At 69.3% G+C, this 21241-nt stretch carries 22 protein-coding genes; 10 read left to right on the top strand and 12 right to left on the bottom strand.

Annotated elements, in window-relative coordinates; genetic code table 11:
* Positions 1 to 93: 93 nt before the first annotated feature.
* A complete protein-coding gene (locus tag BC102111_RS00695) occupies positions 94 to 1740 on the bottom strand; it encodes a molybdopterin-dependent oxidoreductase (protein WP_095375314.1) in 1647 nt (548 codons plus the stop codon).
* 164 nt (positions 1741 to 1904) lie between these two features.
* On the opposite strand from BC102111_RS00695, the gene BC102111_RS00700 reads away from it, so the two are divergent.
* The gene (locus BC102111_RS00700; protein WP_095375315.1) at positions 1905 to 2408 is read left to right on the top strand and encodes an OsmC family protein; all 504 of its coding nucleotides are present in this window, start codon (positions 1905 to 1907) and stop codon (positions 2406 to 2408) included.
* A gap of 66 nt (positions 2409 to 2474) precedes the next feature.
* On the opposite strand, the gene BC102111_RS00705 is transcribed toward BC102111_RS00700, so the two are convergent.
* Entirely contained in the window at positions 2475 to 3359 is an 885-nt protein-coding gene (locus tag BC102111_RS00705) for an alpha/beta hydrolase (RefSeq protein ID WP_095375316.1), read from the bottom strand.
* A gap of 137 nt (positions 3360 to 3496) precedes the next feature.
* Here BC102111_RS00705 and BC102111_RS00710 point away from each other — a divergent pair, with 137 nt between their 5' ends.
* On the top strand, positions 3497 to 4186 hold the full coding sequence (locus tag BC102111_RS00710) for a trimeric intracellular cation channel family protein (protein ID WP_009376659.1): 690 nt from the start codon (positions 3497 to 3499) through the stop codon (positions 4184 to 4186).
* A 13-nt stretch (positions 4187 to 4199) separates the two neighbouring features.
* Here the strand turns inward: BC102111_RS00710 and BC102111_RS00715 are convergent, their stop codons facing one another.
* Complete coding sequence (locus BC102111_RS00715; protein ID WP_101623379.1) at positions 4200 to 4892, bottom strand: GOLPH3/VPS74 family protein; 693 nt, start codon at positions 4890 to 4892, stop codon at positions 4200 to 4202.
* Positions 4893 to 5040: 148 nt separating this feature from the next.
* Between BC102111_RS00715 and BC102111_RS00720 the strand changes: the two genes are divergently transcribed.
* Positions 5041 to 5892, top strand: a complete 852-nt coding sequence (locus BC102111_RS00720; RefSeq protein WP_095375318.1) for a polyphosphate kinase 2 family protein — start codon at positions 5041 to 5043, stop codon at positions 5890 to 5892.
* A gap of 98 nt (positions 5893 to 5990) precedes the next feature.
* Here BC102111_RS00720 and BC102111_RS00725 read toward each other — a convergent pair whose 3' ends face one another.
* The 3 genes from BC102111_RS00725 to BC102111_RS00735 form a co-directional block, all read right to left on the bottom strand.
* Positions 5991 to 6413 carry an OsmC family protein gene (locus BC102111_RS00725; protein ID WP_095375319.1) on the bottom strand — a complete coding sequence of 141 codons (423 nt, stop codon included), beginning with the start codon at positions 6411 to 6413 and terminating at the stop codon, positions 5991 to 5993.
* A gap of 209 nt (positions 6414 to 6622) precedes the next feature.
* Positions 6623 to 7228 carry a cysteine hydrolase family protein gene (locus BC102111_RS00730; protein ID WP_095375475.1) on the bottom strand — a complete coding sequence of 202 codons (606 nt, stop codon included), beginning with the start codon at positions 7226 to 7228 and terminating at the stop codon, positions 6623 to 6625.
* Between the two features lie 209 nt (positions 7229 to 7437).
* Positions 7438 to 7803, bottom strand: coding sequence for a hypothetical protein (locus BC102111_RS00735; protein WP_009376654.1), 366 nt, complete (start codon positions 7801 to 7803; stop codon positions 7438 to 7440).
* A 125-nt stretch (positions 7804 to 7928) separates the two neighbouring features.
* On the opposite strand from BC102111_RS00735, the gene BC102111_RS00740 reads away from it, so the two are divergent.
* Positions 7929 to 8666, top strand: a complete 738-nt coding sequence (locus tag BC102111_RS00740; protein WP_232252519.1) for an MOSC N-terminal beta barrel domain-containing protein — start codon at positions 7929 to 7931, stop codon at positions 8664 to 8666.
* Positions 8667 to 8815: 149 nt separating this feature from the next.
* Here BC102111_RS00740 and kynU read toward each other — a convergent pair whose 3' ends face one another.
* Positions 8816 to 10090 carry a kynureninase gene (gene kynU, locus BC102111_RS00745; RefSeq protein WP_101623381.1) on the bottom strand — a complete coding sequence of 425 codons (1275 nt, stop codon included), beginning with the start codon at positions 10088 to 10090 and terminating at the stop codon, positions 8816 to 8818.
* Between the two features lie 70 nt (positions 10091 to 10160).
* Here kynU and BC102111_RS00750 point away from each other — a divergent pair, with 70 nt between their 5' ends.
* Together BC102111_RS00750 and BC102111_RS00755 are read left to right on the top strand one after the other, a co-directional pair.
* Positions 10161 to 10646, top strand: a complete 486-nt coding sequence (locus BC102111_RS00750; RefSeq protein ID WP_101623382.1) for an Lrp/AsnC family transcriptional regulator — start codon at positions 10161 to 10163, stop codon at positions 10644 to 10646.
* 178 nt (positions 10647 to 10824) lie between these two features.
* Positions 10825 to 11256: a VOC family protein gene (locus BC102111_RS00755; protein ID WP_095375323.1), complete on the top strand. Its 432-nt coding sequence runs from the start codon at positions 10825 to 10827 to the stop codon at positions 11254 to 11256.
* A gap of 57 nt (positions 11257 to 11313) precedes the next feature.
* Here BC102111_RS00755 and recQ read toward each other — a convergent pair whose 3' ends face one another.
* Positions 11314 to 13146, bottom strand: a complete 1833-nt coding sequence (gene recQ / locus BC102111_RS00760) for a DNA helicase RecQ (RefSeq protein WP_101623383.1) — start codon at positions 13144 to 13146, stop codon at positions 11314 to 11316.
* 102 nt (positions 13147 to 13248) lie between these two features.
* Here recQ and BC102111_RS00765 point away from each other — a divergent pair, with 102 nt between their 5' ends.
* Positions 13249 to 13674, top strand: coding sequence for a Rieske (2Fe-2S) protein (locus BC102111_RS00765; RefSeq protein WP_101623384.1), 426 nt, complete (start codon positions 13249 to 13251; stop codon positions 13672 to 13674).
* Between the two features lie 32 nt (positions 13675 to 13706).
* Here the strand turns inward: BC102111_RS00765 and BC102111_RS00770 are convergent, their stop codons facing one another.
* Together BC102111_RS00770 and BC102111_RS00775 are read right to left on the bottom strand one after the other, a co-directional pair.
* Positions 13707 to 14555, bottom strand: coding sequence for a M23 family metallopeptidase (locus BC102111_RS00770; RefSeq protein WP_101623385.1), 849 nt, complete (start codon positions 14553 to 14555; stop codon positions 13707 to 13709).
* A 25-nt stretch (positions 14556 to 14580) separates the two neighbouring features.
* Positions 14581 to 15225 (bottom strand): ArsR/SmtB family transcription factor, encoded by a 645-nt coding sequence (locus tag BC102111_RS00775; protein ID WP_223290003.1) that lies wholly within the window; start codon positions 15223 to 15225, stop codon positions 14581 to 14583.
* A 93-nt stretch (positions 15226 to 15318) separates the two neighbouring features.
* Between BC102111_RS00775 and BC102111_RS00780 the strand changes: the two genes are divergently transcribed.
* The gene (locus tag BC102111_RS00780) at positions 15319 to 15984 is read left to right on the top strand and encodes a hypothetical protein (RefSeq protein ID WP_101623386.1); all 666 of its coding nucleotides are present in this window, start codon (positions 15319 to 15321) and stop codon (positions 15982 to 15984) included.
* A 60-nt stretch (positions 15985 to 16044) separates the two neighbouring features.
* The gene (gene otsB, locus BC102111_RS00785; RefSeq protein WP_101623387.1) at positions 16045 to 18684 is read left to right on the top strand and encodes a trehalose-phosphatase; all 2640 of its coding nucleotides are present in this window, start codon (positions 16045 to 16047) and stop codon (positions 18682 to 18684) included.
* A 12-nt stretch (positions 18685 to 18696) separates the two neighbouring features.
* On the opposite strand, the gene BC102111_RS00790 is transcribed toward otsB, so the two are convergent.
* Positions 18697 to 19530 carry a helix-turn-helix domain-containing protein gene (locus BC102111_RS00790; protein WP_009376640.1) on the bottom strand — a complete coding sequence of 278 codons (834 nt, stop codon included), beginning with the start codon at positions 19528 to 19530 and terminating at the stop codon, positions 18697 to 18699.
* A 149-nt stretch (positions 19531 to 19679) separates the two neighbouring features.
* Here BC102111_RS00790 and BC102111_RS00795 point away from each other — a divergent pair, with 149 nt between their 5' ends.
* Positions 19680 to 20648 (top strand): alpha/beta hydrolase, encoded by a 969-nt coding sequence (locus BC102111_RS00795; RefSeq protein ID WP_009376639.1) that lies wholly within the window; start codon positions 19680 to 19682, stop codon positions 20646 to 20648.
* 4 nt (positions 20649 to 20652) lie between these two features.
* On the opposite strand, the gene BC102111_RS00800 is transcribed toward BC102111_RS00795, so the two are convergent.
* Entirely contained in the window at positions 20653 to 21105 is a 453-nt protein-coding gene (locus BC102111_RS00800) for a MaoC family dehydratase (RefSeq protein WP_009376638.1), read from the bottom strand.
* Positions 21106 to 21241: the final 136 nt, after the last annotated feature.

Below are 21241 nucleotides of genomic sequence, written 5' to 3' on the forward strand. Positions count from 1 at the left end.
CGCTTGTGTGTCCTGCTGTGTACCCGGGGTTCGCAGCCGGGCGGGTTCTGGATGGGTGGTTGAGGAAGAAATCTCTTTCGCTGATCTCAGTTCTCATTCGACGGTGAACTGGATCCGGTGATGACCGGTCGCGGAGTTCGGGATCGACTCCCGCCGCTCGGCCGTCTGCACCGTGCCCTCACCGTCGACGGCGCGGACCGTGATCGCGTGCGTGCCCGCACCGACGTCGGGGAACTCCGCCCGCCACTGCCGCCACGTGTCGTCGCTGACGTCGGCGCCGAGCTCGGCCTCCGTCCAGTCGCCGTCGTCGAGGCGAACCTCGACCCGCTCGATCCCGCGCGTCTGCGCCCACGCCGAACCGCCGGCGACGACGGTGCCTGCGGCGACCCGGGCGAGGGGGCGGGGGACGTCGATGCGCGAGGCGACGAGGATCGGTGCCTTCGCGTCCCACCCTCTCTGCGTCCAGTACGCCTCCGCCCGATCGAAGCGGGTGACCTCGAGTTCGGTCACCCACTTCGTCGCTGAGACGAAGCCGTAGAGTCCGGCGACGACGAGCCGGGCGGGGAAGCCGTGCACGGGCGTGAGCGGCTGCCCGTTCATTCCGACTGCGAGGAGGGCGTCGCGATCATCGAGCATCGCCTCGAGCGGGGTCGAGGCCGAGAAGCCGTCGTCGGACTTCGAGAGGACCATGTCCGCTCCCGGCTGCGGCCGTGCCCGGCGGAGGAGTTCGCGAACGGGGTAGCCGAGCCACGTCGCCGTCCCGACGAGATCCCCTCCCACCGGGTTAGAGACGCAGGTGAGCGTCGTGTGCTGCTCTTCGAGCGGAAGCGCGAGGAGCTCGTCCATCGTGAGCGTCACCTCGTTCTCGACCATTCCGTGGATCCGCAGGGACCAGGTGCGAGGATCGATCGTCGGCGGGGCGAGCACGGTGTCGATGCGGTAGAAGTCCTTCTGGTCGGTGATGAATGGTTCGATCCCCCCGACGCCGAGGCTGGCCTCGGGTGGGATCGGCCGTGCCCTCCGCGCGGCGCGGGGGAGGACGAAGTTCGCCGCGGCGGCACCGGCCTCCCGCGTCAAGGTGACAAGCGACTGCCCTGCGGCGACGCCGATCGCGCCGATCACCGCCGCCGTGCCGGTGAGGGCGAGGAAGCGGCGGCGCGAGGTCGGCCGCTGCCGTGATGGGCTGCGGGTGAGGAGCCGGGTGACGGGTGGGGGAGCGCTCGGGGCGGTGTCGTCGGTGACCCGGGGCGGGACGACCGCCTCGGCGGGGGTCGGGGCAGCGTCACCGGCGGCGGGGGACCGATCCTCCATCCGCAGTCCGACTCCGAGGACGACGAGCCCGACCGCGAGTCCGAGGAGAGTGGGTATGAGGTCGAGGAGGCGCGCACCGGGTGCGGTGAGCACGACGACCGCGGGGACGAGCCCGGCGAGGGTGAAGGCGGCGAGGGCCGCCCGCGGTCGCACTGACCCGAACCAGCCGATGAGGCCGCCGAGCACGAGTGCGCCGAGTCCGACCGTGGCGACGAGGACGAGCTTGTCGTTGTCGCCGAAGATCGCGATGACCGGTTTGATGATGCTCGTCGGGGTGAGCGGGATGATCGCCTGACCGAGAGCGAGCAGCGGCGCGGAGTTCGGGCCGATGAGCCGGGCGATGAGGTCGGCGAGGCCGAAGAGGACGAGGGTCGCGGCGGCGCCGAGGAGGACGGGCAGCCAGCGGACCGAGCGCAGAAGTGGTCTCATGCGAGGAGTTCGGAGCCGGGCGGGCTGCGGATGAGCCGGACGGGCGTCGGATCAGCCGAGCGGGTGTCGGATCAGCCGGGATGGTCCGCGGGTGGGGCCGGACGGGCGTCTCCATTTCACGAAACGTTCAGCCGCGTGTCTCTTCGCCGTCGTAACATGGATCAATGACTGAGAACCCCGGATACGCCGAGCCGCAGGCACGCCGCGAAGACTCGGACGACGCACCCAAAGGCGCCAACGCTCCCATCTACACCGCGAAGGTGGAGAACCTCGGCGGCACCTCGGGAGAGGTGAGGGTCGAGGACGGCCCGACCCTGGCCACAGCGCCCACCTCCCACACGGAGCTCGGCAGCAATCCGGAGCAGTTCCTCGCGATGGCGTGGAGCACCTGCCTCGGCGAGACCCTCAAAGTGGTCCTCGCCGTCAACGACCTCGAGGCCCTCTCCCGGGTCCGCTGCGAGGTCGACCTCCACCGGGACAAGTCCGGTGGCTACTACTTCGTCCCCCGCGCGTACGTCTCGATCGATGGGGTCTCGGATGCGGACGCGGAGAAGTACGCGGCCCGCGCCCACGCCCGCTGCCCGATCTCGAAGCTGCTCAAGGGGATGGGCACCCCGAGCGTCGAGATCGAGGCCTACAAGAACCCCGACAACTTCCTGCTCAGCTGAGCGCTCTCGCCGCCTCGGCTCGGGTCGGCTGCGCTGAGCGCGCTCACTCGGCCGATGTCGGCGTGATCACCCGGCCCGCACCTCGGCGACGATGTCCGCGATCTGCGCTGCCGCCTCGGCGGGGTCGATGAGCCACCCCAGATGCGAGGTCGGCAGGGTCCGTACCCGGTAGGGGTTGTCGGGGGTGAGCGCGTCGCCCTCGGCGATGAGGCGGTCCTGCATCGCCGGAGGGATCGACCGATCCTCGCCGAGGCGGACGTACGTCCGTGGGATCGTCCCCCACGTGCCCGCCTGCGCCCGATCGTCGGCACCGCCCGCGTCGAGTCCCTCATCGGTCTGGAAGGTGCTGAGGAAGGTGAGGAACTCGTCGTCGCTGCGGTCGGCGGCGAAGAGGTTTTTGAGCGCGGCCAGCTGCTCGCCGGCGGCGGCGCGGAAGTTGCAGCGCAGCGCCCCGAGCTCGGCCGGATTCCCGACGAGCAGGGACGCGAGGACCGTGGAGTCGACCCCCGCCATCTCCGGCTCTCCGTTGTACGTGGCGGCCTCGAGGTCGACGGGAGCCCACGCCGAGACATAGACGAGATGGTCGACAAGGTCCGGGTGGGCGTTGGCGAGCGCGGTGAGCGCGACACCGCCGCGGCTGTGGGCGAGGACGATGACGGGTCCGGACCTCCGGAAGCTCACCAGCGCCTCGGCGAGGCTCTCAACGGCATCGTCCAGGCTCACTCCGGCCATCGCACTCGGTGAGGTGGCGAGGGCGGAGAGATCCTGCGGTGACTGGTAGCCGGCGGGAACGGACGCGGCGAAGCCGTGACCCGGCAGGTCGAGCGCCGCCGAACGGACGCCGTGGCCGGCCAGCGCCGCCTGGAGCGGGGCGAAGGTCAGCGAGTTCGCGAACGCTCCGTGGATGAGGACGACGGTGGGCTCACCGGACGGCGTTGTGTGCTCGGTCATGGGGCCAGCCTAGCGTCGCCGCCGAGGATGCGAGGGTCACCGTGGGCATGGGGGTCACGCCGCCGGGTTCTCTTCAGCCGCACTACAGTGGTGGCGGGAGCGCCGCGAGTGGCTGCGGCCCGGATCAAGGAGTCGGTGTGTCATTCGTCGCGATCGTCCTGCTCGTGCTCGACCTCATGGGCACGTTCGTGTTCGCGATCTCCGGTGTGCTGCTCGCCGCCCGGCGCGGATTCGACATCACCGGCGGGCTCGTCCTCGGGATGCTCGCCGGCATCGGCGGCGGCATCATCCGCGACATCCTCCTCGACCGTGTGCCCAACGCGATCGCCCACCCCGTCTACTTCGCGCCGCCGCTGCTCGCGACGCTCATCGTCTACCTGCTCGGGCGACACACCCTGCGGGCGCGGATCTGGATCATCGTCTTCGATGCCATGGGGATGGGCCTCTTCAGCCTCACGGGCACCGCGATCGCGCTCGACGCTGGGTCAGCGGCACCGGTGGCACTGCTCATGGGGGCGCTCACCGCGTGCGGCGGCGGACTGCTGCGTGACGTCGTCGCGAACGAGGACCCGGCGATCTTCAGCGGCACCGACCTCTACCTCATCCCCGCCCTCTTCGGGTCGGGTCTGACGATCATCGCCGACCGCACGGGCGTCCTCGGCGGCGTCACCGCGGTGCTCATCGCCGCGCTCGCCTTCGGGTTCCGGATGCTCGCGTGGAAGCTGCAGTGGCGGGTGCCGCAGCCGATGCGGCAGTGGTCGTTCCGCGCGAAGGAGGGGCGGTCCCGACGGAAACGGCTGCCCTCGGTGTTCCGTCGCCCGGACTGAGGGGGTACCTCAGTCAGAGGATCGGCGCCGAGGTGGCCGAGGAGGTCAGGGCGCGCACGGCCTTCGCGAGCTCCTCGGTGATCTCCCTCGACTCCGGTGTCGTGCCGGGAGCGGTGACCTCTCCCGTTTCGATCGCACGCAGGCGCTTGGCCACCCCCGCAGTCCACGGCATCCGCGGCTGCAGCTGGACGTAGACCTGGGAGGCGGAGACGAGCGCGATGATCCCCGCCGTTCGCGCGTCGGGGTCGGCATCACCGTCGAGGACGGCGGTGATGCGGTCGCGCAGCGGCGCCTCGGCGCGGGAGTCGGCGGCAGGCCATCGGGTCACCGGGAGCACGCCGAGGATCTTCCTCGTCTCCCGGATGATGAGTCCGCGGCGGGCGAGGCGGTCGAGGACGGGCTGTCGGACGTCGATCCCGAGGGCGGAGACGAGCCCGTACGCCGAATGCTCCCGCGTGCCCATCGCCCGCAGTGCCTCGGCGAGCAGCGGATCGATCGCCGGATCCGGGCTTGTGCGCCGGGCATGGATGAGGGTGCCGCCGGAACGGCGGTGGGAGTGGACGTCGAGGCGCGCGGTGAGGGCGAGTTCGACGAAGATCGCTGCAGGCAGAAGGCAGTGGAGGACATTGGCTCCGGCGATCGCGGTGCCGTCGTCGGCGAGCAGGAGGAGCATGAGCTCTTCGACGATGAGCAGATCGTCGTCCATGGGCACACTCCTCCCGCCGTTGTGAAGGTTGGTTCAAGGGTAGGGGATGGGAGGGCGCCTTGCCCAGAGTCGCGGCGGGCAGGGCGGTCACCGCGGGGTGCTCGATGTCGGTGTGGACGCTGGGTCACCCACCTGCGAAGATGTTCGCATGAGCAGCCATTGGACGCAGGACCCCGGCCCACTGTTGCGCGTCGGAGAGGGATTCCGCCTCGGCGATGTCGATCCGGAGTCGACACCCGGCTACGAGGGTGAGAAGAAGAGCGGTCAGCGGGATCTCGCCGCGGCCGCCCCGAACCTCGACGATCTGCAGGAGCGTCTCTTCGCGGCGCACCATGACAAGGACTCAGGGCCCGCCGTCCTCCTCGTCCTTCAGGCGATGGACACGGCGGGCAAGGGCGGGATCGTCCGCCACGTCGTCGGATCCGTCGACCCGCAGGGCGTCGAACTCGCCGCGTTCAAGAAGCCCACCGAGGAGGAGCTCGCCCACGACTTCCTCTGGCGGATCCGCAAGCGGGTGCCCCGTCCGGGGATGATCGGCGTCTTCGACCGCTCCCACTACGAGGACGTGCTCATCGGCAAGGTTCGCAGCCTCGCCGATCCGGCGGAGATCGAACGCCGCTACGACGCGATCAACGCCTTCGAGGCCGAACTCGCCGAGGCGGGCGTCGTCATCATCAAGGTCATGCTCCACATCTCGCCCGAGGAGCAGCGCGACCGCCTCCTCGAACGCCTCGACCGGCCGGACAAGCACTGGAAGTACAACCCCGGCGACGTCGACGAGCGCCTGCTCTGGCCTGCGTACATGGAGGCCTACCAGGACGTCTTCGAACGGACCTCGACGGCCATCGCTCCCTGGTATGTCGTACCTGCGAACCGGAAGTGGTACGCGCGCCTCGCCGTCCAGCGCCTCCTCATCGACGCGCTCTCAGCGATCGATCCGCAGTGGCCGCCGGCCGACTATGACATCGAGGTGGAGAAGAAGCGGCTGCTCGCGAGCTGAGCCTGCCCGTCCGGGCGGCGAACCAGTGCGGAACCTCAGCGGAAGCGGCGGGCCTCGCGTGTGAGCATCCCTGCGGGGCCGATCGGCCATCGGCGGTGTCAGTCGCGGTGGATCCTCACATCGACGGGCGTCGGATGCTCGATGGTGCGCGAGACCGTGCAGTACTTGTCGTGGGAGAGGGCGACGAGCTTCTCGATCTGGGCATCGGCCCTGCGGCCGGCCTCGTCGTCGGGGAACGCGAGGTCGAAGTCGAGGTGGACGTTCTCGAGCCGGTTCGCGCCGTCCTCGACGACCTTGTCCGCGCTCGCCCGCACGTCGAAGCGCGTCGGCTCCGTCCGCCGGCTCGTCACGGTGTCGACGTCGATCGACGAACAGCCGGCGACGGCGGCGAGCAGGAGTTCGACGGGCGTCATCAGACCCTCGCCACGGCCGAATTCGATGCTCGCGCCGTTCGGAGCGGTCGCACGGTAGTGGTTCTCTGCGATGCGGGTCAGTTCGATGCTGCGCGGGTCTTCGCTCATGGATCCATGATCGCAGAAAGGCCGTCACCCGGGCGCGGCGCTGGCTTACGGGCGTCGGCGCAGGCGTCGTGGCGCAGACGGAGCGAGAGGCCCGCGCCGTGGCGTGCGGCCAGTGCAGCTCGACCCGTGCCGTAACGCTGCAGCGTCGCTGGGGCGCACGCGCCGATGGACCGGTTCAGTCAGATCCAGCTCAGTCTGATCCGGTTCAGTCACCGAACCCCGAAGTCGACCTCCGCGGACTCCTGCACACGCGCCTGTCGTCCGGGACCGGATTCGAAGGTCCAGAAGAGGTTGGTGTGAGAGACGACGTCCTGGGGCGGCGGTGCACCCCATTCGGTGAGGTCCTCGGTGGTGTGGGCATCGGAGACGAGGGTGACGTCGTAGCCGCGTGCGAACCCGCCGTGGATCGTCGAGCGCACGCAGCAGTCCGACTGGGCTCCGGTGACGACGAGGTGGCCGATGCCCCGGGCCGCGAGCACCTCCTCGAAGTCGGTGTCCTCATAGCTGCTCGCATGGGTCTTCTCGACGATCGCCTCTCCCTCGGCAGGGGTGAGCTCCTCGACGATCTGCCATTGGTCGGAGCCGAGGGGAAGCTCGTCGGAGCTGTGGCGGACCCAGACGACCTCGGTGCCGGACTCCCGGGCACGCTCGACGAGGGCGGCGATCGTCCCGACCACCTCGGCGGCATTCCATGCTGCGGACATGACCCCGTTCTGGGCGTCGATGACGACGAGCGCGGAATTCGGTCTCTCGGCGGGCAGAGCGGCGGACGGGGCAGCGGTGTTCGGTGCGGCGGCGGGGGTGTTGTTCGACATGCGATCCTCCTTGATCGTCGTGCACATGCACGGTCACTCACAGGCTAGCGTCCGCCCGTGACACGACGATAGGCCGTGCCGGGGCACGACGGACGGGCGGATCGCACCGGAACGCAGACGACCGCCTCGGCGCGGGGGTGCGGCGAGGCGGTCGGGATGCAAAGATGCCGGACGACCTGCTGGCGTCCGGTTGACCGGACGGTCGGGACTCAGGCGGCGGTCGGGTTCCTGCGGGCGGCGATGAACGAGCGGATGCCGAGGATGATGTAGATGATGAGCAGGACGAACGTCACCGTGCTGATGATGACGGCGGCCGGACGCTCGGCGGTGCCGGCGAAGAGATCGCCGAGCTTGAGGACGTTCATGAACGTGCCGAAGACGCCGAGGAGGGCGACGACGAGGGCGATGTGGATGCCGATCTTCGGGCGGCGGATCCCGATCCACCCGCAGATCGCGATGATGAGACCGAGGATCGCGGGGATGAGCGCGGTCCAGCTCGCCATACCGGTGGCGAGCCATCCGATGACGCCCAAAAGGATGAGGATGATTCCGAGGCCGATGGTGATCTTCGGCATGTGCAAGCTCCTTGGTGGTCGGTGCACGGCTGCTCATCAGCCTAGTGGCGGCGCGGTGCGGGCGCGGATCATCACCTAGTGTGGGACGCAGATGTTCGAAGGGTGGAATGGGAGGGGGCGCCGAGGTGGACGACGACGTTCTCGACGTCCGTGCCGTCGGCTTCTCGCCGATCAAGGGCACACGGCACCTCGTGCAGCCGAAGGCCCGGTTCGATGCGGCGGGTCCGCTCGGTGATCGGCGTTTCTGCCTCGTCGACATGCGCACCCGGCGCGTGCTGCGGACCGTGCAGAATCCTTCGCTGCTCGCCGTCGTCGCGCGGATGCAGGGTGAGGCGCTGGAGACGGTGCTCCCCGACGGCAGTGCGGTGACTGCGGTTCCTGAGCCCACCGGTGAGACGCTCACCTGCGACTACTGGGGTCGGGCGGTCGACCTGACGTTCACCGACGGCGACCACGATGAACTGTTCTCGACGCATCTGGGGCGGCCGGTGCGCCTGGCCGAGGCCCCGCGCGGCGGCGTCGTCTTCGGCCAGCCGCTGACGATCGTCGCCACCGCCTCCCTCGCTGAGGTGGCAGGGGGTGCGGCGGTGACCGATCTCTTCCACCGCTTCCGGGCGACACTGCTCGTCGACACGGACGAGCCGTTCGTCGAGGAGACGTGGCTGGGACGGGTGATGACCGTGCGCGGGACCGTCGACGGACTGCGGTTGCGCATCGGCGGACCGGTCCCGCGCTGCGCGGTCATCGACCTCGATCCGACCACCGGCGAGCGCACCGGCAGTCTGCTCACGACGCTCGCCGCGACGAGGGCGACGAACCGGGCGGGTGAACCGTTCTTCGGCGTCTACGCCGAGGTGGTCTGAATCTCAGCGCCCTTCGGCGTTCGGCACCCCGGTGCCAGATTGCTCAGTGCCCGGGGGTGCTGACATTCGACGCTCGCGTCCGGAGGGTTGCTCAGCGTCCGGAGGTTTGCCGAGACTCGACGCTCGCGCCCCCGAGGGTTGCTCGCGGCCTACGTGACGGCGCCGCGGACCTTGAACTCGGGGGTGTCCCAGAGGCGATTGTCGAGGATGTCGCGCAGCGCCTCGACGGTGTCCCAGACGTCGGCGAAGCCGAGGTAGAGCGGGGTGAGGCCGAAGCGGAGTATCGAGGGCTCCCGGTAGTCGCCGATGATGCCGCGGGCGATGAGGGCGCTCATGATCGCGAACCCCTCCTCGTGGGCGATCGAGACCTGTGAGCCTCGGTGCTCGTGCTCGCGCGGGGTGACGATCTCGACCGGGTGGTGGGACAGGCGCGTCTCGACGAGCTCGATGAAGAGGTCGCTGAGTTCGAGCGACTTCGCCCGCACCGCACCCATGTCCGCGCGCGCGGCGACGTCGAGCCCCACCTCGGCGACCGACATCGAGACGATGCCCTGCGTGCCGGTGAGGAAGCGGCGGATGCCGTCGGCGGGAGCGTAGCCGGGGCTCATCTCGAACGGCTTCGCATGGGACCACCACCCCGACAGCGGCTGGGCGAAGCGGTTCCGATGCTCCTCGGCCACCCAGATGAAGGCCGGGGATCCCGGCCCGCCGTTGAGGAACTTGTACGTGCAGCCGACCGCCATGTCCGCACCGTCCCCGGCGAGGTCGATGGGCAGGGCACCCGCGGAATGGCAGAGGTCCCAGATCGCCAGCGCCCCGCCGGCGTGGATCGCCTCGGTCGTCGAGCGCATGTCGAAGAGGCGGCCGGTGCGGTAGTTGACATGGGTGAGGACGACGAGGGCGACCTCGTCGGTCATCGTCGTCGGGAAGCCAGCGGTCACCTCGGCGTCGTCGACGAGGCGGACCTCGTACCCGTCGTCGAGCTGCTCGGCCAGGCCCTGGAGCATGTAGATGTCGGAGGGGAAGTTCTCCCGCTGGGTGAGGATGACGCGGCGCTCGGGCCTGTCCTCGGCCTGGATCCGCAGCGCCGCCGAGGCGGCCTTGAAGAGGTTGATCGACGTCGTGTCCGTGACCACGGTGCTCCCGTCGCCGCCGCCGACGAGGCCGGAGACCTTCTCGCCGAGCGCAGCGGGCAGCTCGAACCACCCGGCGGTGTTCCACGAGCGGATGAGGCCCTCGCCCCATTCGTCCTCGATGACCGCGGCGGCGCGTTCGGCAGCGCCCTTGGGGCGGGCGCCGAGCGAGTTCCCGTCGAGGTAGATCGTGTCCGTGGGGATGATGAAGTCGTCGCGGAATCCGCGCAGAGGATCGTCGGCATCGCGGCGCTGACAGGCGGCCCGGTCGAGAACGGTGAGTTCGGTCATGTTCCCATCGTGCCGGAAGTGCGGGATGATCGGGGACGAAGTGAACGATCCACGGAAATGGAGCGCGCAGATGAGCAAACGTTCGGATCTCATCGCCGATCATCGCACACCGGAGTCCGATTCCCTCGCCGAGGTGGACCTCGCGATCCTCCGTGAGCTCAGTGCCGATGCCCGGATCTCGAACCGGGAGCTCGCCGAGCGTGTCGGCATCGCCCCGTCGACATGCTCGGGGCGGGTGAGTGCGCTGCGTCGGCGCGGGGTGATCAGGGGCTTCCATGCCGATATCGACCTCGAGGCGCTCGGACTCCACGTCTTCGGCATGATCTCGGTGCGGATGACGCCCGTGGGGCGCGCTTCGATGGCCGCGGTCATCGATCGGCTCCTCGCGGTGCCCGAGACGCTCGAGGTCTTCCAGGTCTCGGGCGAGCGTGACCTCCTCGTCCACATCGCCACGACCCACCCCCTCGGCCTCCACGCCTTCATCGATGAGCACCTCGCCGATCAGGCGATCGCCCACACGCAGACGAGCCTCGTCTTCGGCCACCACCGCGGGTGAGTGCGCTTCCGCGGGGAAGTGCGGTTTCGACGGCAGGCGCCGAGGCATTGACGGTCTGACCAGGGCAGGCGAGGATGAGCAGGGGAATCCTCGGAGGACCCAGACTCAATGAAGACCCGCGCCCCAGCGAAGACCCAGCCCACCGCGGGTGACCCGCACCCTCTGCGAAGGAGCAGACATGACCGAGATCTTCGTCAACCTCCCCACTCTCGACCTCGAACGCTCGAAGGCGTTCTACTCAGCGCTCGGCGCGACGATCGTCCCCGAATTCACCGACGCGAACGCCGCCTGCGTGAGGTGGGAGGACTCGATCTTCTTCATGATCCTCACGAAGGACTATCTGCAGTCCTTCACCGACAAGCCGATCATCGACCCGCATGCGAGCGCGCAGGCGATGACGGCGCTCAGCCGCCCCTCCCGCGAGGACGTCGACGCGATGCGCACAGCGGTCCTCGAATCCGGGGGAGGCGAGAACCGCCCACCGCAGGACCACGGGTTCATGTACGCGATCAGCATGACCGATCCCGACGGGAACATCATCGAGTTCATGTGGATGGACCCAGCCGCCGCCGAGGCGGGACCCGAGGCCTTCACCGAGACCGAAGGATAGGCGGCAGGCCAGTCCGACGGCGGGCGCTCGCCCGGGCGGAGGCGCTCGGGCGACGCGTCAGCCGAGGTGGGCGGCGATGACCTCGAGCACGGCCGGACCGTAGCGGTCGAGCTTCTTCAGCCCGACGCCGCTGACCTGGCCGAGCTCGGCGACGGTCCGTGGCTTCGCCTCGACGATGCCGTAGATCGTCGCGTCGGGGAAGACGACGTACGCGGGCACAGACTGCTCCTTGGCCTGCTCGGCCCGCCATGCGCGCAGGGCCTCGAACAGCGCGGAGTCCGCGGTGTCGAGCGTGATGTCGCCGCCTCGGCGCTTCGCCCCTGAGCGCGAACCGCCGGATCGCTTGACGGGGTCGATGCGCATCGAGACCTCGGCCTCACCACGGAGCACAGGATCGGCGGCCGGGCCGAGGACGAGGACGCCGTAGTCGCCGTGGGATTCGAGGAGGCCGCGGGCGAGGCTCTGGCGGATGACGGCCTTCCAGTCGCCTTCGCTCATGTCGGCGCCGACGCCCCAGACACTGAGCTGGTCGTGGTTCGAGGCGCGGGAGCGGTCGTTGTCGCTGCCGCGCAGCACGTCGATGACCTGGCCGGAGCCGAAGCGCTGGCCGCGTTCGCGGTCGAGGCGGATGACGGTCGAGAGCAGCTTCTGCACGGCCACGGTCGCATCCCACGTCGCCGGCGGGGTCAGGCACGTGTCGCAGTTCCCGCACGGGGTCGACTCCTCGTCGAAGTAACGCAGGAGCTGGACACGACGGCAGTCGACGGTTTCGCAGAGGGCGAGCATCGCGTCGAGGTGGGACATCGCCCGGCGCTTGTGGGCCTGGTCGCCCTCACCCGATTCGATGAGACGGCGCTGGGAGACGACATCGCCGAGGCCGTAGACCATCCACGCGTCAGCGGGCAGTCCGTCGCGGCCTGCACGTCCGGTCTCCTGGTAGTAGCCCTCGACGCTGCGGGGCAGGTCGAGGTGGGCGACGAAGCGGACATCGGGTTTGTCGATGCCCATGCCGAAGGCGATCGTCGCGACCATGACGAGGCCGTCCTCGCGGAGGAAGCGGGCCTGGTGCTCGGCGCGCACCTCGGCGGGCAGGCCCGCGTGGTAGGGCAGGGCAGGGATGCCGCGGGCTGCGAGCGCCTCGGCGACCTGTTCGACTCCGCGCCGGGAGAGGCAGTAGACGATTCCCGAGTCCCCGGGGTGTTCGGTGGTGATGAAGTTGAGCAGCTGCGAGCGGGCCGAGGACTTCGGTTCGATGCGGTAGGTGATGTTCGGCCGGTCGAAGCTCGCGACGAAGTGCTCGGCGTTCTCAAGGTGGAGGCGCTCGGTGAGCTCGGCGTGGGTTGCCGGGGTCGCCGTCGCCGTCAGCGCGATGCGGGGAACGGCGGGGAACCGTTCGGCGAGCACCCCGAGGCCGAGGTAGTCGCTGCGGAAGTCGTGACCCCACTGGGAGACGCAGTGCGCCTCGTCGATCGCGAAGAGCGAGACGTGCGCACGCTCGAGCAGCTGCATCGTCCGCGGCAGCAGGAGGCGTTCGGGGGCAAGGTAGAGGAGGTCGAGCTCGCCGTCGAGGAGGCGGCGTTCGACGTCCTGGGCCTCGTCGAAGTCGAGGGTCGAGTTGAGGTAGGCGGCGCGGACGCCGAGGTTCTCCAAAGCTGCGACCTGATCGGCCATGAGCGCAATGAGCGGGGAGATGACGACGCCGGTGCCCTCGCGCACGAGGCTGGGGATCTGATAGCACAGCGACTTGCCGCCGCCGGTGGGCATGAGGACGACGGCGTCCCCGCCGGAGACGAGGCGGTCGACGATCCCCGCCTGCTGTCCGCGGAACTCCGCGTAGCCGAAGACATCGTGGAGGACGTCGAGGGCGGAGGCGGTGGCTGCGGCGGTCATGCCGACCAGCCTAGTCGAGGGGACTGACACGATCGCACAGGTGCTGGTGAGGTGCCGCGCTAAGCTGGACGGGCACCCGTGAACCGAGATGAGGAGAGCACAGTGGAAGCGAGCAGGCGCACGATCATCACCTCGGCGGGAGCCGTCGGCACCGTCGGGCTCATCTCAGCGTGCGGCACCGATGATGCGGACTCCGGATCGACGAAGTCGGGCAACGGCTCCTCCGAACCCACCGCCGGCGGGGCGACGATCCCGTCGGGTGACGTTCCCGTCGGATCGGGCACGGTCGTCGACGAGACCTATGTCGTCACCCAGCCGAAGGAGGGCGAGTTCTACGCCTTCTCCTCCGTGTGCACGCACCAGGGCTGCCAGGTGCGCACGGTGACCGAGGACAAGATCACGTGCCCGTGCCACTCGTCCCAGTTCTCGACGACGACCGGGGAGGTCCTCGCGGGCCCCGCGACCGAGCCGTTGCCGAAGTACGAGGTGTCCGAGTCCGGCGGCGATCTCACGATCTCCGGGAAGTAAGGGATCTCCTGGCGAATCGGCTGCGGCCTGTCCTACTTCGGGGTGAAGAGCTGTCCGTCGGCGGGGACGCTCTGCCGTGACACACCCTCCTCGGTGCTGTACTCCCAGGTGAACGGCACGCCCCGCGCGCTCATGATGTCCTCGCCGTCCATGATCTGGAAGTGCACATGAGGGTCCGAGGAGTTCCCCGAGTTGCCGCATTCAGCGACCGACTGACCGGCGACGACCCTGTCACCGACCGAGACCTGCAGTGATCCGCGGCGCAGGTGCGCGAGCACTGCGACAACCGTCTCCCCGGAGTCGGCGCGGATGAGGACGTGATTGCCCAAGAGGTGCCGCGGGGCGCCGAGGCTGCGGATGAAGCCTTCGATGAGCAGGTAGGCCAGCCCGAAGGGGGAGAGGCGTGTGAGGTGATCGCGGCTTCTGCCGTGGGCCGCGACGACCACCCCGGCGAACGGGGCGAGCACAGGCTGCCCGTAGGACGGGAAGCCCTGCGGCCGTCGCATCGGGGGCCAGATCCAGTCCAGTGTCCGAGAGGCGGCGTCCGGTCGAGACTCGGCCTCATTCGGCGAAGCGGCTGCGCGCGGTTCATGGGTGACGTCGATGGCGTAGGTCTGCGCGAGACTGTGGGTGTGCGAGGGCACTTTCGTCGCCGGTGAGTTGAGCGCTCGCCAGGACCCGGACACGGGTGCCGCGACCTGCAGGCTCTCGCGCTCCCCTCGGGGACGCTGACGCTGGCCGCTCAAGAATTGCCCCACCAGTCCGAACAGGAGCGCACCGACGCCGATGAGATACAGCGGGCCCAGTCCCAGGCCGAGGAAGACCGTGCCGACGATGATCAGTGTCCCCACGGCGATGGCGGGTCCGAAGAGGCGTGACATGGCAGACTCCCGTCGTTGCGTTCTCTCAGTGGGTGCCGATGAGGATGAGGGTGAGTAAGGGGACGACCTTCTGCGCGGGAACCCGCCAGTGTCCGCGCGGGATGTTCTCGAGCCAGCCCGCCGAGGCGAGCGCCTTGAGATGGTGATAGATCTGCCCGGTGGTGCCGAAGCGGTCGTCGGCGCTGAGTTCGGCGACGGTCGTCGTCCCCTCGTAGACGGCCTGGAGGAGGGCGAGGCGCACGGGGTGGCTGAACGCGGTGAGCGCCGGGGCCGCCTCGGCGAAGTCGAAGTCGGTGAAGGCCTCGGCGGTCAGTCCCATCTGCCACGACACGGGGGACTCGGTGCCGGGCGGCGTGACATGGCCGGTGTAGACGACCCCGCCTGCGGCGCCGAGACGCTCGACGAGGCCGTTGAGCGCCCAGAACGTTTCCGCGTCGGGGACACCTGCCGAGGACCGGCCCGGGGCGGTGCCCGCTGTCGACGCCCGTCCAGCCGAGGGTGGGGTCGCCGCGGATCCGACGCCCGCCTCGGCGGGAGTGCTTGCGGTCACCGAGCCGGCGGAGTCCTCGAGCTCGGCGACCCGATCCTCGAGCCGGGCAAGGCGCTCCTCGAGCGAGTCCTCCGGTCCCGCGTCACGCGCGACAGCGGTGCCGTCTGCTCTCACATCCATGCTTCGACCATACGCGGATTACGTAATTACGTAAAGAGAAGAATGATGGAGGACTGGGACTCGGCCGGAGGTCGGTCCTAGACTGGTGCAGTGATGAGTACTGAAGAATCGCGCACCGAACCCACGCTGTCGGCGGACGAGAACCTCACCGACGCGGGAGTCATGGGCGCGCCGATGATCGTCCGGGGAATCCTCGGCGTCCTCTTCGGCTTCGCCACGGTGTTCTGGCCGCGCGATGCCGAGAATCCGATGCAGCTGTCCCTTGGCGTCGGCATCGTCGACCTCCTCTGCATGGTCTACCTCGGTCTCCTCGCCCTCGTGCTCGTCTACCAGGCGCTGCGCTCGCCCCTGTCGGTGCGCACCGCCGTCTTCGGCCAGGCCATCGTCACGGTGCCGGCCATCGTCTTCCTCGCCATCGCCGACACCCCCGCCGAGCTGCGCGCGGCCCTGAGCATCTGGGCGATCCTCCACGGACTCATCGAGCTGTGGAACTACCGCAAGCTCGTCCACCACCCGATGGCCACCGACTTCCTCATCTCCGCCGCCGTCCACATCCTCCTGGGCATCATCCTCCTCGCCGGGGACACGTTGCAGGCGCTCGACATCGTCGGCTTCACCGGTGCCGCGGCGCTCATCGCCGGCGTGATCTTCATCATCGGCGGGTACTCGCGCATGAGCAGAGTCAGACAGGCCCGCCGGACCGAGGAGTCCGGCGAGAAGGCCGAGACGTCCGGCGAGACCGCCGCCGACGACGTGTGAGCGAGCCACTAGCCGGCACCACCGACCGCCACCCGACCTCCGACCGATACCCGAGGTGAGATGAGCACCGTCGAACACGATTACAACGATGTGTCCCCGCTGACTCCGATCTCCGCGTCCGTCTCCTCGTCGGGCCTCCTCGGCGATCTCGCGGAAGCCAGCCGCGCACTGCCCGACGCCCTCTTCCGGCGCCTCTTCGAGGTCTCGCGCTCGCCGTCGCTGCTCATCGCCACCGATTACGACGGGACGATCGCCCCGATCGTCGACAACCCGGCAGAGGCGTACCCCCTCGAGAGCTCGGTCGACTCCCTGCGCGCGCTCGCCCTGCTGCCGTCCACCTCGGCGGGGGTGATCTCCGGGCGCAGCCTGCGCGACCTCGCGGCGATGTCGCGGCTGCCGCGCGAGGTCCACCTCTTCGGCTCCCACGGCGGGGAGACCGACGTCGACGTCCACCGGGCACTCGATCCGAGCCAGCGGACGACGCTCGAGGCATTCCGCCGTGATCTCGTCGATGCCCTGCCCGCCGAGGTGATCGAGCACAAGACCGCGGGAGCGGCCGTCCACCTGCGCGGACTCGACGACGAGACGCGGGCACGGGTCGAGGACGGGATCGCCGCCCTCGTCGAAGACCACGCGATCTTCCCGACCCGGGGCAAGCAGGTCGTCGACCTCTCCGTGGTGCCCTCGTCGAAGGCCGAGGCACTCGCGAACCTGCGGGCGCGCACCGGCGCCGACGTCGTCGTCTTCATCGGCGACGACCGCTCCGACGAGGGTGCGATGGAGACGCTCGGCGACCTCGATCTCGGGATCAAGGTCGGTGACGACGAGACGCATGCGGACTTCCGCCTCCCCGACCCGAATGCGGTCTCGGTCGTCCTCGCCGCGATCTACGAACTGCGCAAGTCCTGGCTCTTCGGCCGTGAGGCCACCCCCATCGACCGCCACAGCCTGCTCGGCAACGGACAGTCGACGGCGCTCGTCGACCCGCACGGAAGCATCTGCTGGATGCCGCACCCGCTGCCGCATTCGGCCTCGATGTTCTCCGAGATCCTCGGCACCGCTGCTGCCGGCTACTTCGCCGTCGACGCCGCCTCCGGCGTCGCCCCGCTCACCCAGCGCTACCTCACGCATTCGACCCTGCTCGAGACCCGGTGGCCGGGCCTGAGCTGCATCGACTACCTCGCTCCCGTCGACGGGGCCAGCGACGACACCATCGTCGTCCGCGTCCTCACCGGCGACGCCCCCGCCCGCATCCGCTTCGCCCCGCGCCTCGACTATGCGACCGTGCCCACTCGACTCGCCCCGGTTCGTGACGGCGTCCGGGTGCTCGGCACCGCCGAGCCGATCATGCTCATCGCCCCCGGTGTCGACTTCGACATCGTCGAGTCCGGACAGTCCCAGACTGCCGAGGCGACGGTGGTGCCCTCGGAGTTCCCCGGCGGAACCGTCGTCCTCGTCCTCGCATGCGGCAGCGGCACCGGCGATGCCCGCTACATCGCCGAGGGCGGTGAGGAGCGGGTGCGCGATCAGGCGCTGCGGTTCTGGACGAACTGGACGTCGACGCTGTCGATCCCGAGCCACCACCGGGAAGAGGTCATCCGTTCGGCGATCACCCTGCGCGCGCTCTGCCACGAACCCACCGGCGGCATCCTCGCCGCCCCGACGACCTCCCTGCCCGAAGGCATCGGCGGTGTGAGGAACTGGGACTACCGCTACACGTGGCTGCGCGACGGGTCGATGACGGCCCGTGCCCTGCTCGCGCTCGGCTCCCCCGCCGAGGCGGAGGGCTTCCTCTCCTGGCTGACCGGGATCCTCGACCACACCGTCGCCCCGGAACAGCTCCACCCGCTCTACGCCGTCGACGGATCCGCGCTGACCACCGAGGCGGTGCTCGCGCACCTGCCCGGGTACGCCGGCTCCCGGCCGGTACGGGTGGGCAACGCCGCCGAGCATCAGGTCCAGCTCGACGTCTTCGGACCGATCACCGAGCTCCTCGACGAACTCACCGAGCACCTCGGCGAGCTGCCGGAGGCGTACTGGAAGCTGACGACCCAGATGGTCGAAGCAGTGAGCAAGCGGTGGTTCGAAGCCGACCACGGCATCTGGGAGGCCAGGCGGCCGCCGAAGCACAACGTCTACACGCGGGTGATGTGCTGGGTCACCGTCGATCGGGCGCTGCGGATCGCCGAGCGCTTCGACAGGCAGCCCCCCGGCGCGTGGCGCCAGCTGCGGGAGGAGATCAAGAGCGACATCCTCACGCACGGCTACAACGAGGAGATCGGTGCGTTCACCGTCGCCTACGGTGAGACCGATCTCGACTCCGCGTGCCTGTTCGTCGGGCTCAGCGGTCTGCTCGAACCCGACGACCCGCGGTTCATCGCGACCGTCGACGCCATCGAACGGGAGCTGCGGGTGGGCCCGACGGTCTTCCGCTACCGCTACGAGGACGGTCTGCCGGGACTCGAGGGCGGGTTCCACATCTGCACGACGTGGCTCATCGAGGCGTTCATCAAGGTCGGGCGCATCGACGACGCGTGGGATCTGTTCCGCCAGCTCGACAATCTCCTCGGACCCACGGGGCTGCTGCCCGAGGAGTACGACCCCGTCGCGGAGATGCATCTGGGCAACCACCCGCAGGCGTACTCCCACCTCGGCTACATCCGGGTCGCGCAGATGCTCGACGCCCACCGCCAGAGCTGAGGGGGTCGTCGCTCAGACGAGGTCGGCGAGCGCCGCGGCGTCCGGGGTGCCCGCCTCGGCGGACCAGAGGATGAGCTGCTGCCCGGTCGACCCGGCGTAGGTGAACGAGTCCCACTGGAGGCGGATCCGCCCTGCGCGGGGGTGGTTGAGCACCTTGTCCCCGAAATCCTGCTCGGCCACGCGATGCTCGGCCCACCAGCGGCGGAAGTCCGCATCGGCGATCGAGAGCCGACCGACGAGCGAGGCGAGTTCGGGGTCGTCGGGGTTGTCCGCGGCCTCACGGCGGAGGATGCCCACGCACGTGCGCGCCACCGTGTCCCAGTCCTCGTAGAGGTCTCGGATCTGCGGGACCGTGAACGTCATCGAGACGTAGTTGCGCTCGTGCGGCGGCAGTTGGGAGAAGTCCATGAGCAGAGCCGCTGCCGCCGGGTTCCAGGCGAGGATGTCCATCCGTGCGCCGAGGACGATCGCGGGCAGGTCTCTCAGCTGGTCGAGGAGCAGCTGGAGGCGGCCGTTCGCGGCTTCGCGACCCGGTGCGGGGGAGTGGTGCCCGCGAGCATGAGCGAGGAGGTCCTCGGCGTAGGCGGTCTGCTCGGACGTCAGGGACAGCACTCGGCAGAGGGCGGCGAAGACCTGGTCGGACGGGGCGAGTCGGCCCTGTTCGACCCGGGTGTAGTAGTCGGGGCTGACCGCGACGAGCTGGGCGACCTCCTCGCGGCGCAGACCGGGCACCCGCCTGATGCCCGTCGATCCGACGACGTGGCTGGGCACCGACCCTGGCGAGACTTCGCCTCGGCGGACGCGGAAGAACTCGCCGAGCGCGGCGAGCTGGGGTGAGGAGGCCATGCCCTCACGATAGCCCGGTGCGCGGGCGGTGTTCCTGGGAGGGATCCTTCCCAGGAACAGTCCTGTTCTGGTTGGGGCGCGGGAACCCGCGAAGGATGGAAGCACGAGGACGACGCACAGGATCGTCCCACCGACCACGAGGAGGACCCGTGTCCACAGGCACCATCAAGCGCACCGAACTCACGAACGTCGAGCACGTGACGTTCCGCAATCCCGACATGTACTGGGACATCGCCGCCGACATCCACTTCCCGACCGACTTCGACGAGACGCGCACCTATCCGACGATCGTCGCCGCTCACCCCATCGGCAGCTGCAAGGAGCAGACGTCGGGCAACGTCTATGCTCCGGCCCTCGCCGATGCCGGATACGTCGTCATCGCCTTCGACGCGAGCTTTCAAGGGGCCAGCGGCGGGCTGCCGCGCTTCCTCGAGGATCCCGCTCAGCGCGTCGAGGACTTCAGCCGCGTCGTCGACTACGCCGTCACCCTTCCCTACGTCGACGCCGAACGGATCGGCGTCCTCGGGATCTGCGGCGGAGGCGGCTACACATGGGCGGCGGCGAAGACCGAGAAGCGGTTCAAGGCCGCCGTGTCGATCACCGGAGCGAACTTCGGCCGTCTCCAGCGGGAGATGTCCGAACTCAGCGGTGGCCCGCTCGCGGCACTGCGCGGCATCGGAGATCAGCGCACCGCGGAGGCCCGAGGCGCCGAGAGCCTCGTCAACGGGTTCCTCCCCGAGACCGCCGAGGCGGCACAGGAGACCGGAGACATCGACATCATCGAAGCCTTCGACTACTACCGCACCAACCGGGGCCGGGCCGAGGGCGGTGCCGTGAGCTTCGAAGGCGCGCACGGATCGTCGGCGCTCGGCTGGGATGCCTTCGACCTCGCCGAAGTGCTCCTCGACCAGCCGCTCCTCGTCGTCATCGGCGACGAGGGCAAGCAGGGGGCCTTCGGCGCGTGGCGCGACGGCCACACGATCATCGAGAAGGCCGCATCGGAGGACAAGGAACTCGTCGAAATCCCCGGTGCCTCCCACTACGACCTCTACGACCAGGGCGACGGGGCCGGGAAGGCGCTCGAGTCGGTCATCCCGTTCTTCGCTCGGACGCTCTGAGGCCTCACTCGACGAGGAGGCTGACCATCTCGGCGATGCACGCCGGGCGGTCCTCTCCCTCGATCTCGATGACGTGACTGATGATCACCTGCGTGCCCTTGGGCCCGCGGGTGACATCGGTGAGCGTGGCGGTGTCGCGCAGGCGCGAGCCGACGCGGACCGGCTGCGGGAAGCGGACCCTGTTGAGCCCGTAGTTGATCTTCATCGACACCCCGTCGATGGCGAAGATCTCCGAGGAGAACTTCGGCAGCAGCGAGAGCGTGTAGAACCCGTGGGCGATCGTCGCCCCGAACGGACCCGCCGCGGCCCGCTCCTCATCGAGGTGGATCCACTGATGGTCGTCGGTGGCGTCGGCGAACGCGGTGATCGCCGCCTGGTCGACGGTCAGCCACTGCGAGGAGCCGAGCTCCGTGCCGACGGCTGATTCGATCTCGTCGATGCCGGTGAGGGTGCGCATGGGTTCTCCTTCGATCCTGTGGGTGCGCGGGCTGTTCTCTGCGGGGCGTGTCATCGTGCGCGGGCTGTCGGAGTGTCTGGGCAGCCGCGTGATGTCCTTATCGGACATTCGATCGTCGAATGCCGTCACTGTGCAC

This window comes from Brevibacterium casei CIP 102111, assembly GCF_900169275.1.
Lineage (GTDB): Bacteria > Actinomycetota > Actinomycetes > Actinomycetales > Brevibacteriaceae > Brevibacterium > Brevibacterium casei.

Excerpts from the sequence above, each read along its gene's own strand:
- BC102111_RS00695 (WP_095375314.1), bottom strand. The coding sequence starts at position 1,740 with ATGAGACCACTTCTGCGCTCGGTCCGCTGGCTGCCCGTCCTCCTCGGC.
- BC102111_RS00700 (WP_095375315.1), top strand. The coding sequence starts at position 1,905 with ATGACTGAGAACCCCGGATACGCCGAGCCGCAGGCACGCCGCGAAGAC.
- BC102111_RS00705 (WP_095375316.1), bottom strand. The coding sequence starts at position 3,359 with ATGACCGAGCACACAACGCCGTCCGGTGAGCCCACCGTCGTCCTCATC.
- BC102111_RS00715 (WP_101623379.1), bottom strand. The coding sequence starts at position 4,892 with ATGGACGACGATCTGCTCATCGTCGAAGAGCTCATGCTCCTCCTGCTC.
- BC102111_RS00720 (WP_095375318.1), top strand. The coding sequence starts at position 5,041 with ATGAGCAGCCATTGGACGCAGGACCCCGGCCCACTGTTGCGCGTCGGA.
- BC102111_RS00725 (WP_095375319.1), bottom strand. The coding sequence starts at position 6,413 with ATGAGCGAAGACCCGCGCAGCATCGAACTGACCCGCATCGCAGAGAAC.
- BC102111_RS00730 (WP_095375475.1), bottom strand. The coding sequence starts at position 7,228 with ATGTCGAACAACACCCCCGCCGCCGCACCGAACACCGCTGCCCCGTCC.
- BC102111_RS00735 (WP_009376654.1), bottom strand. The coding sequence starts at position 7,803 with ATGCCGAAGATCACCATCGGCCTCGGAATCATCCTCATCCTTTTGGGC.
- kynU (WP_101623381.1), bottom strand. The coding sequence starts at position 10,090 with ATGACCGAACTCACCGTTCTCGACCGGGCCGCCTGTCAGCGCCGCGAT.
- BC102111_RS00750 (WP_101623382.1), top strand. The coding sequence starts at position 10,161 with ATGAGCAAACGTTCGGATCTCATCGCCGATCATCGCACACCGGAGTCC.
- BC102111_RS00755 (WP_095375323.1), top strand. The coding sequence starts at position 10,825 with ATGACCGAGATCTTCGTCAACCTCCCCACTCTCGACCTCGAACGCTCG.
- recQ (WP_101623383.1), bottom strand. The coding sequence starts at position 13,146 with ATGACCGCCGCAGCCACCGCCTCCGCCCTCGACGTCCTCCACGATGTC.
- BC102111_RS00770 (WP_101623385.1), bottom strand. The coding sequence starts at position 14,555 with ATGTCACGCCTCTTCGGACCCGCCATCGCCGTGGGGACACTGATCATC.
- BC102111_RS00775 (WP_223290003.1), bottom strand. The coding sequence starts at position 15,225 with ATGGATGTGAGAGCAGACGGCACCGCTGTCGCGCGTGACGCGGGACCG.
- BC102111_RS00780 (WP_101623386.1), top strand. The coding sequence starts at position 15,319 with ATGAGTACTGAAGAATCGCGCACCGAACCCACGCTGTCGGCGGACGAG.
- otsB (WP_101623387.1), top strand. The coding sequence starts at position 16,045 with ATGAGCACCGTCGAACACGATTACAACGATGTGTCCCCGCTGACTCCG.
- BC102111_RS00790 (WP_009376640.1), bottom strand. The coding sequence starts at position 19,530 with ATGGCCTCCTCACCCCAGCTCGCCGCGCTCGGCGAGTTCTTCCGCGTC.
- BC102111_RS00800 (WP_009376638.1), bottom strand. The coding sequence starts at position 21,105 with ATGCGCACCCTCACCGGCATCGACGAGATCGAATCAGCCGTCGGCACG.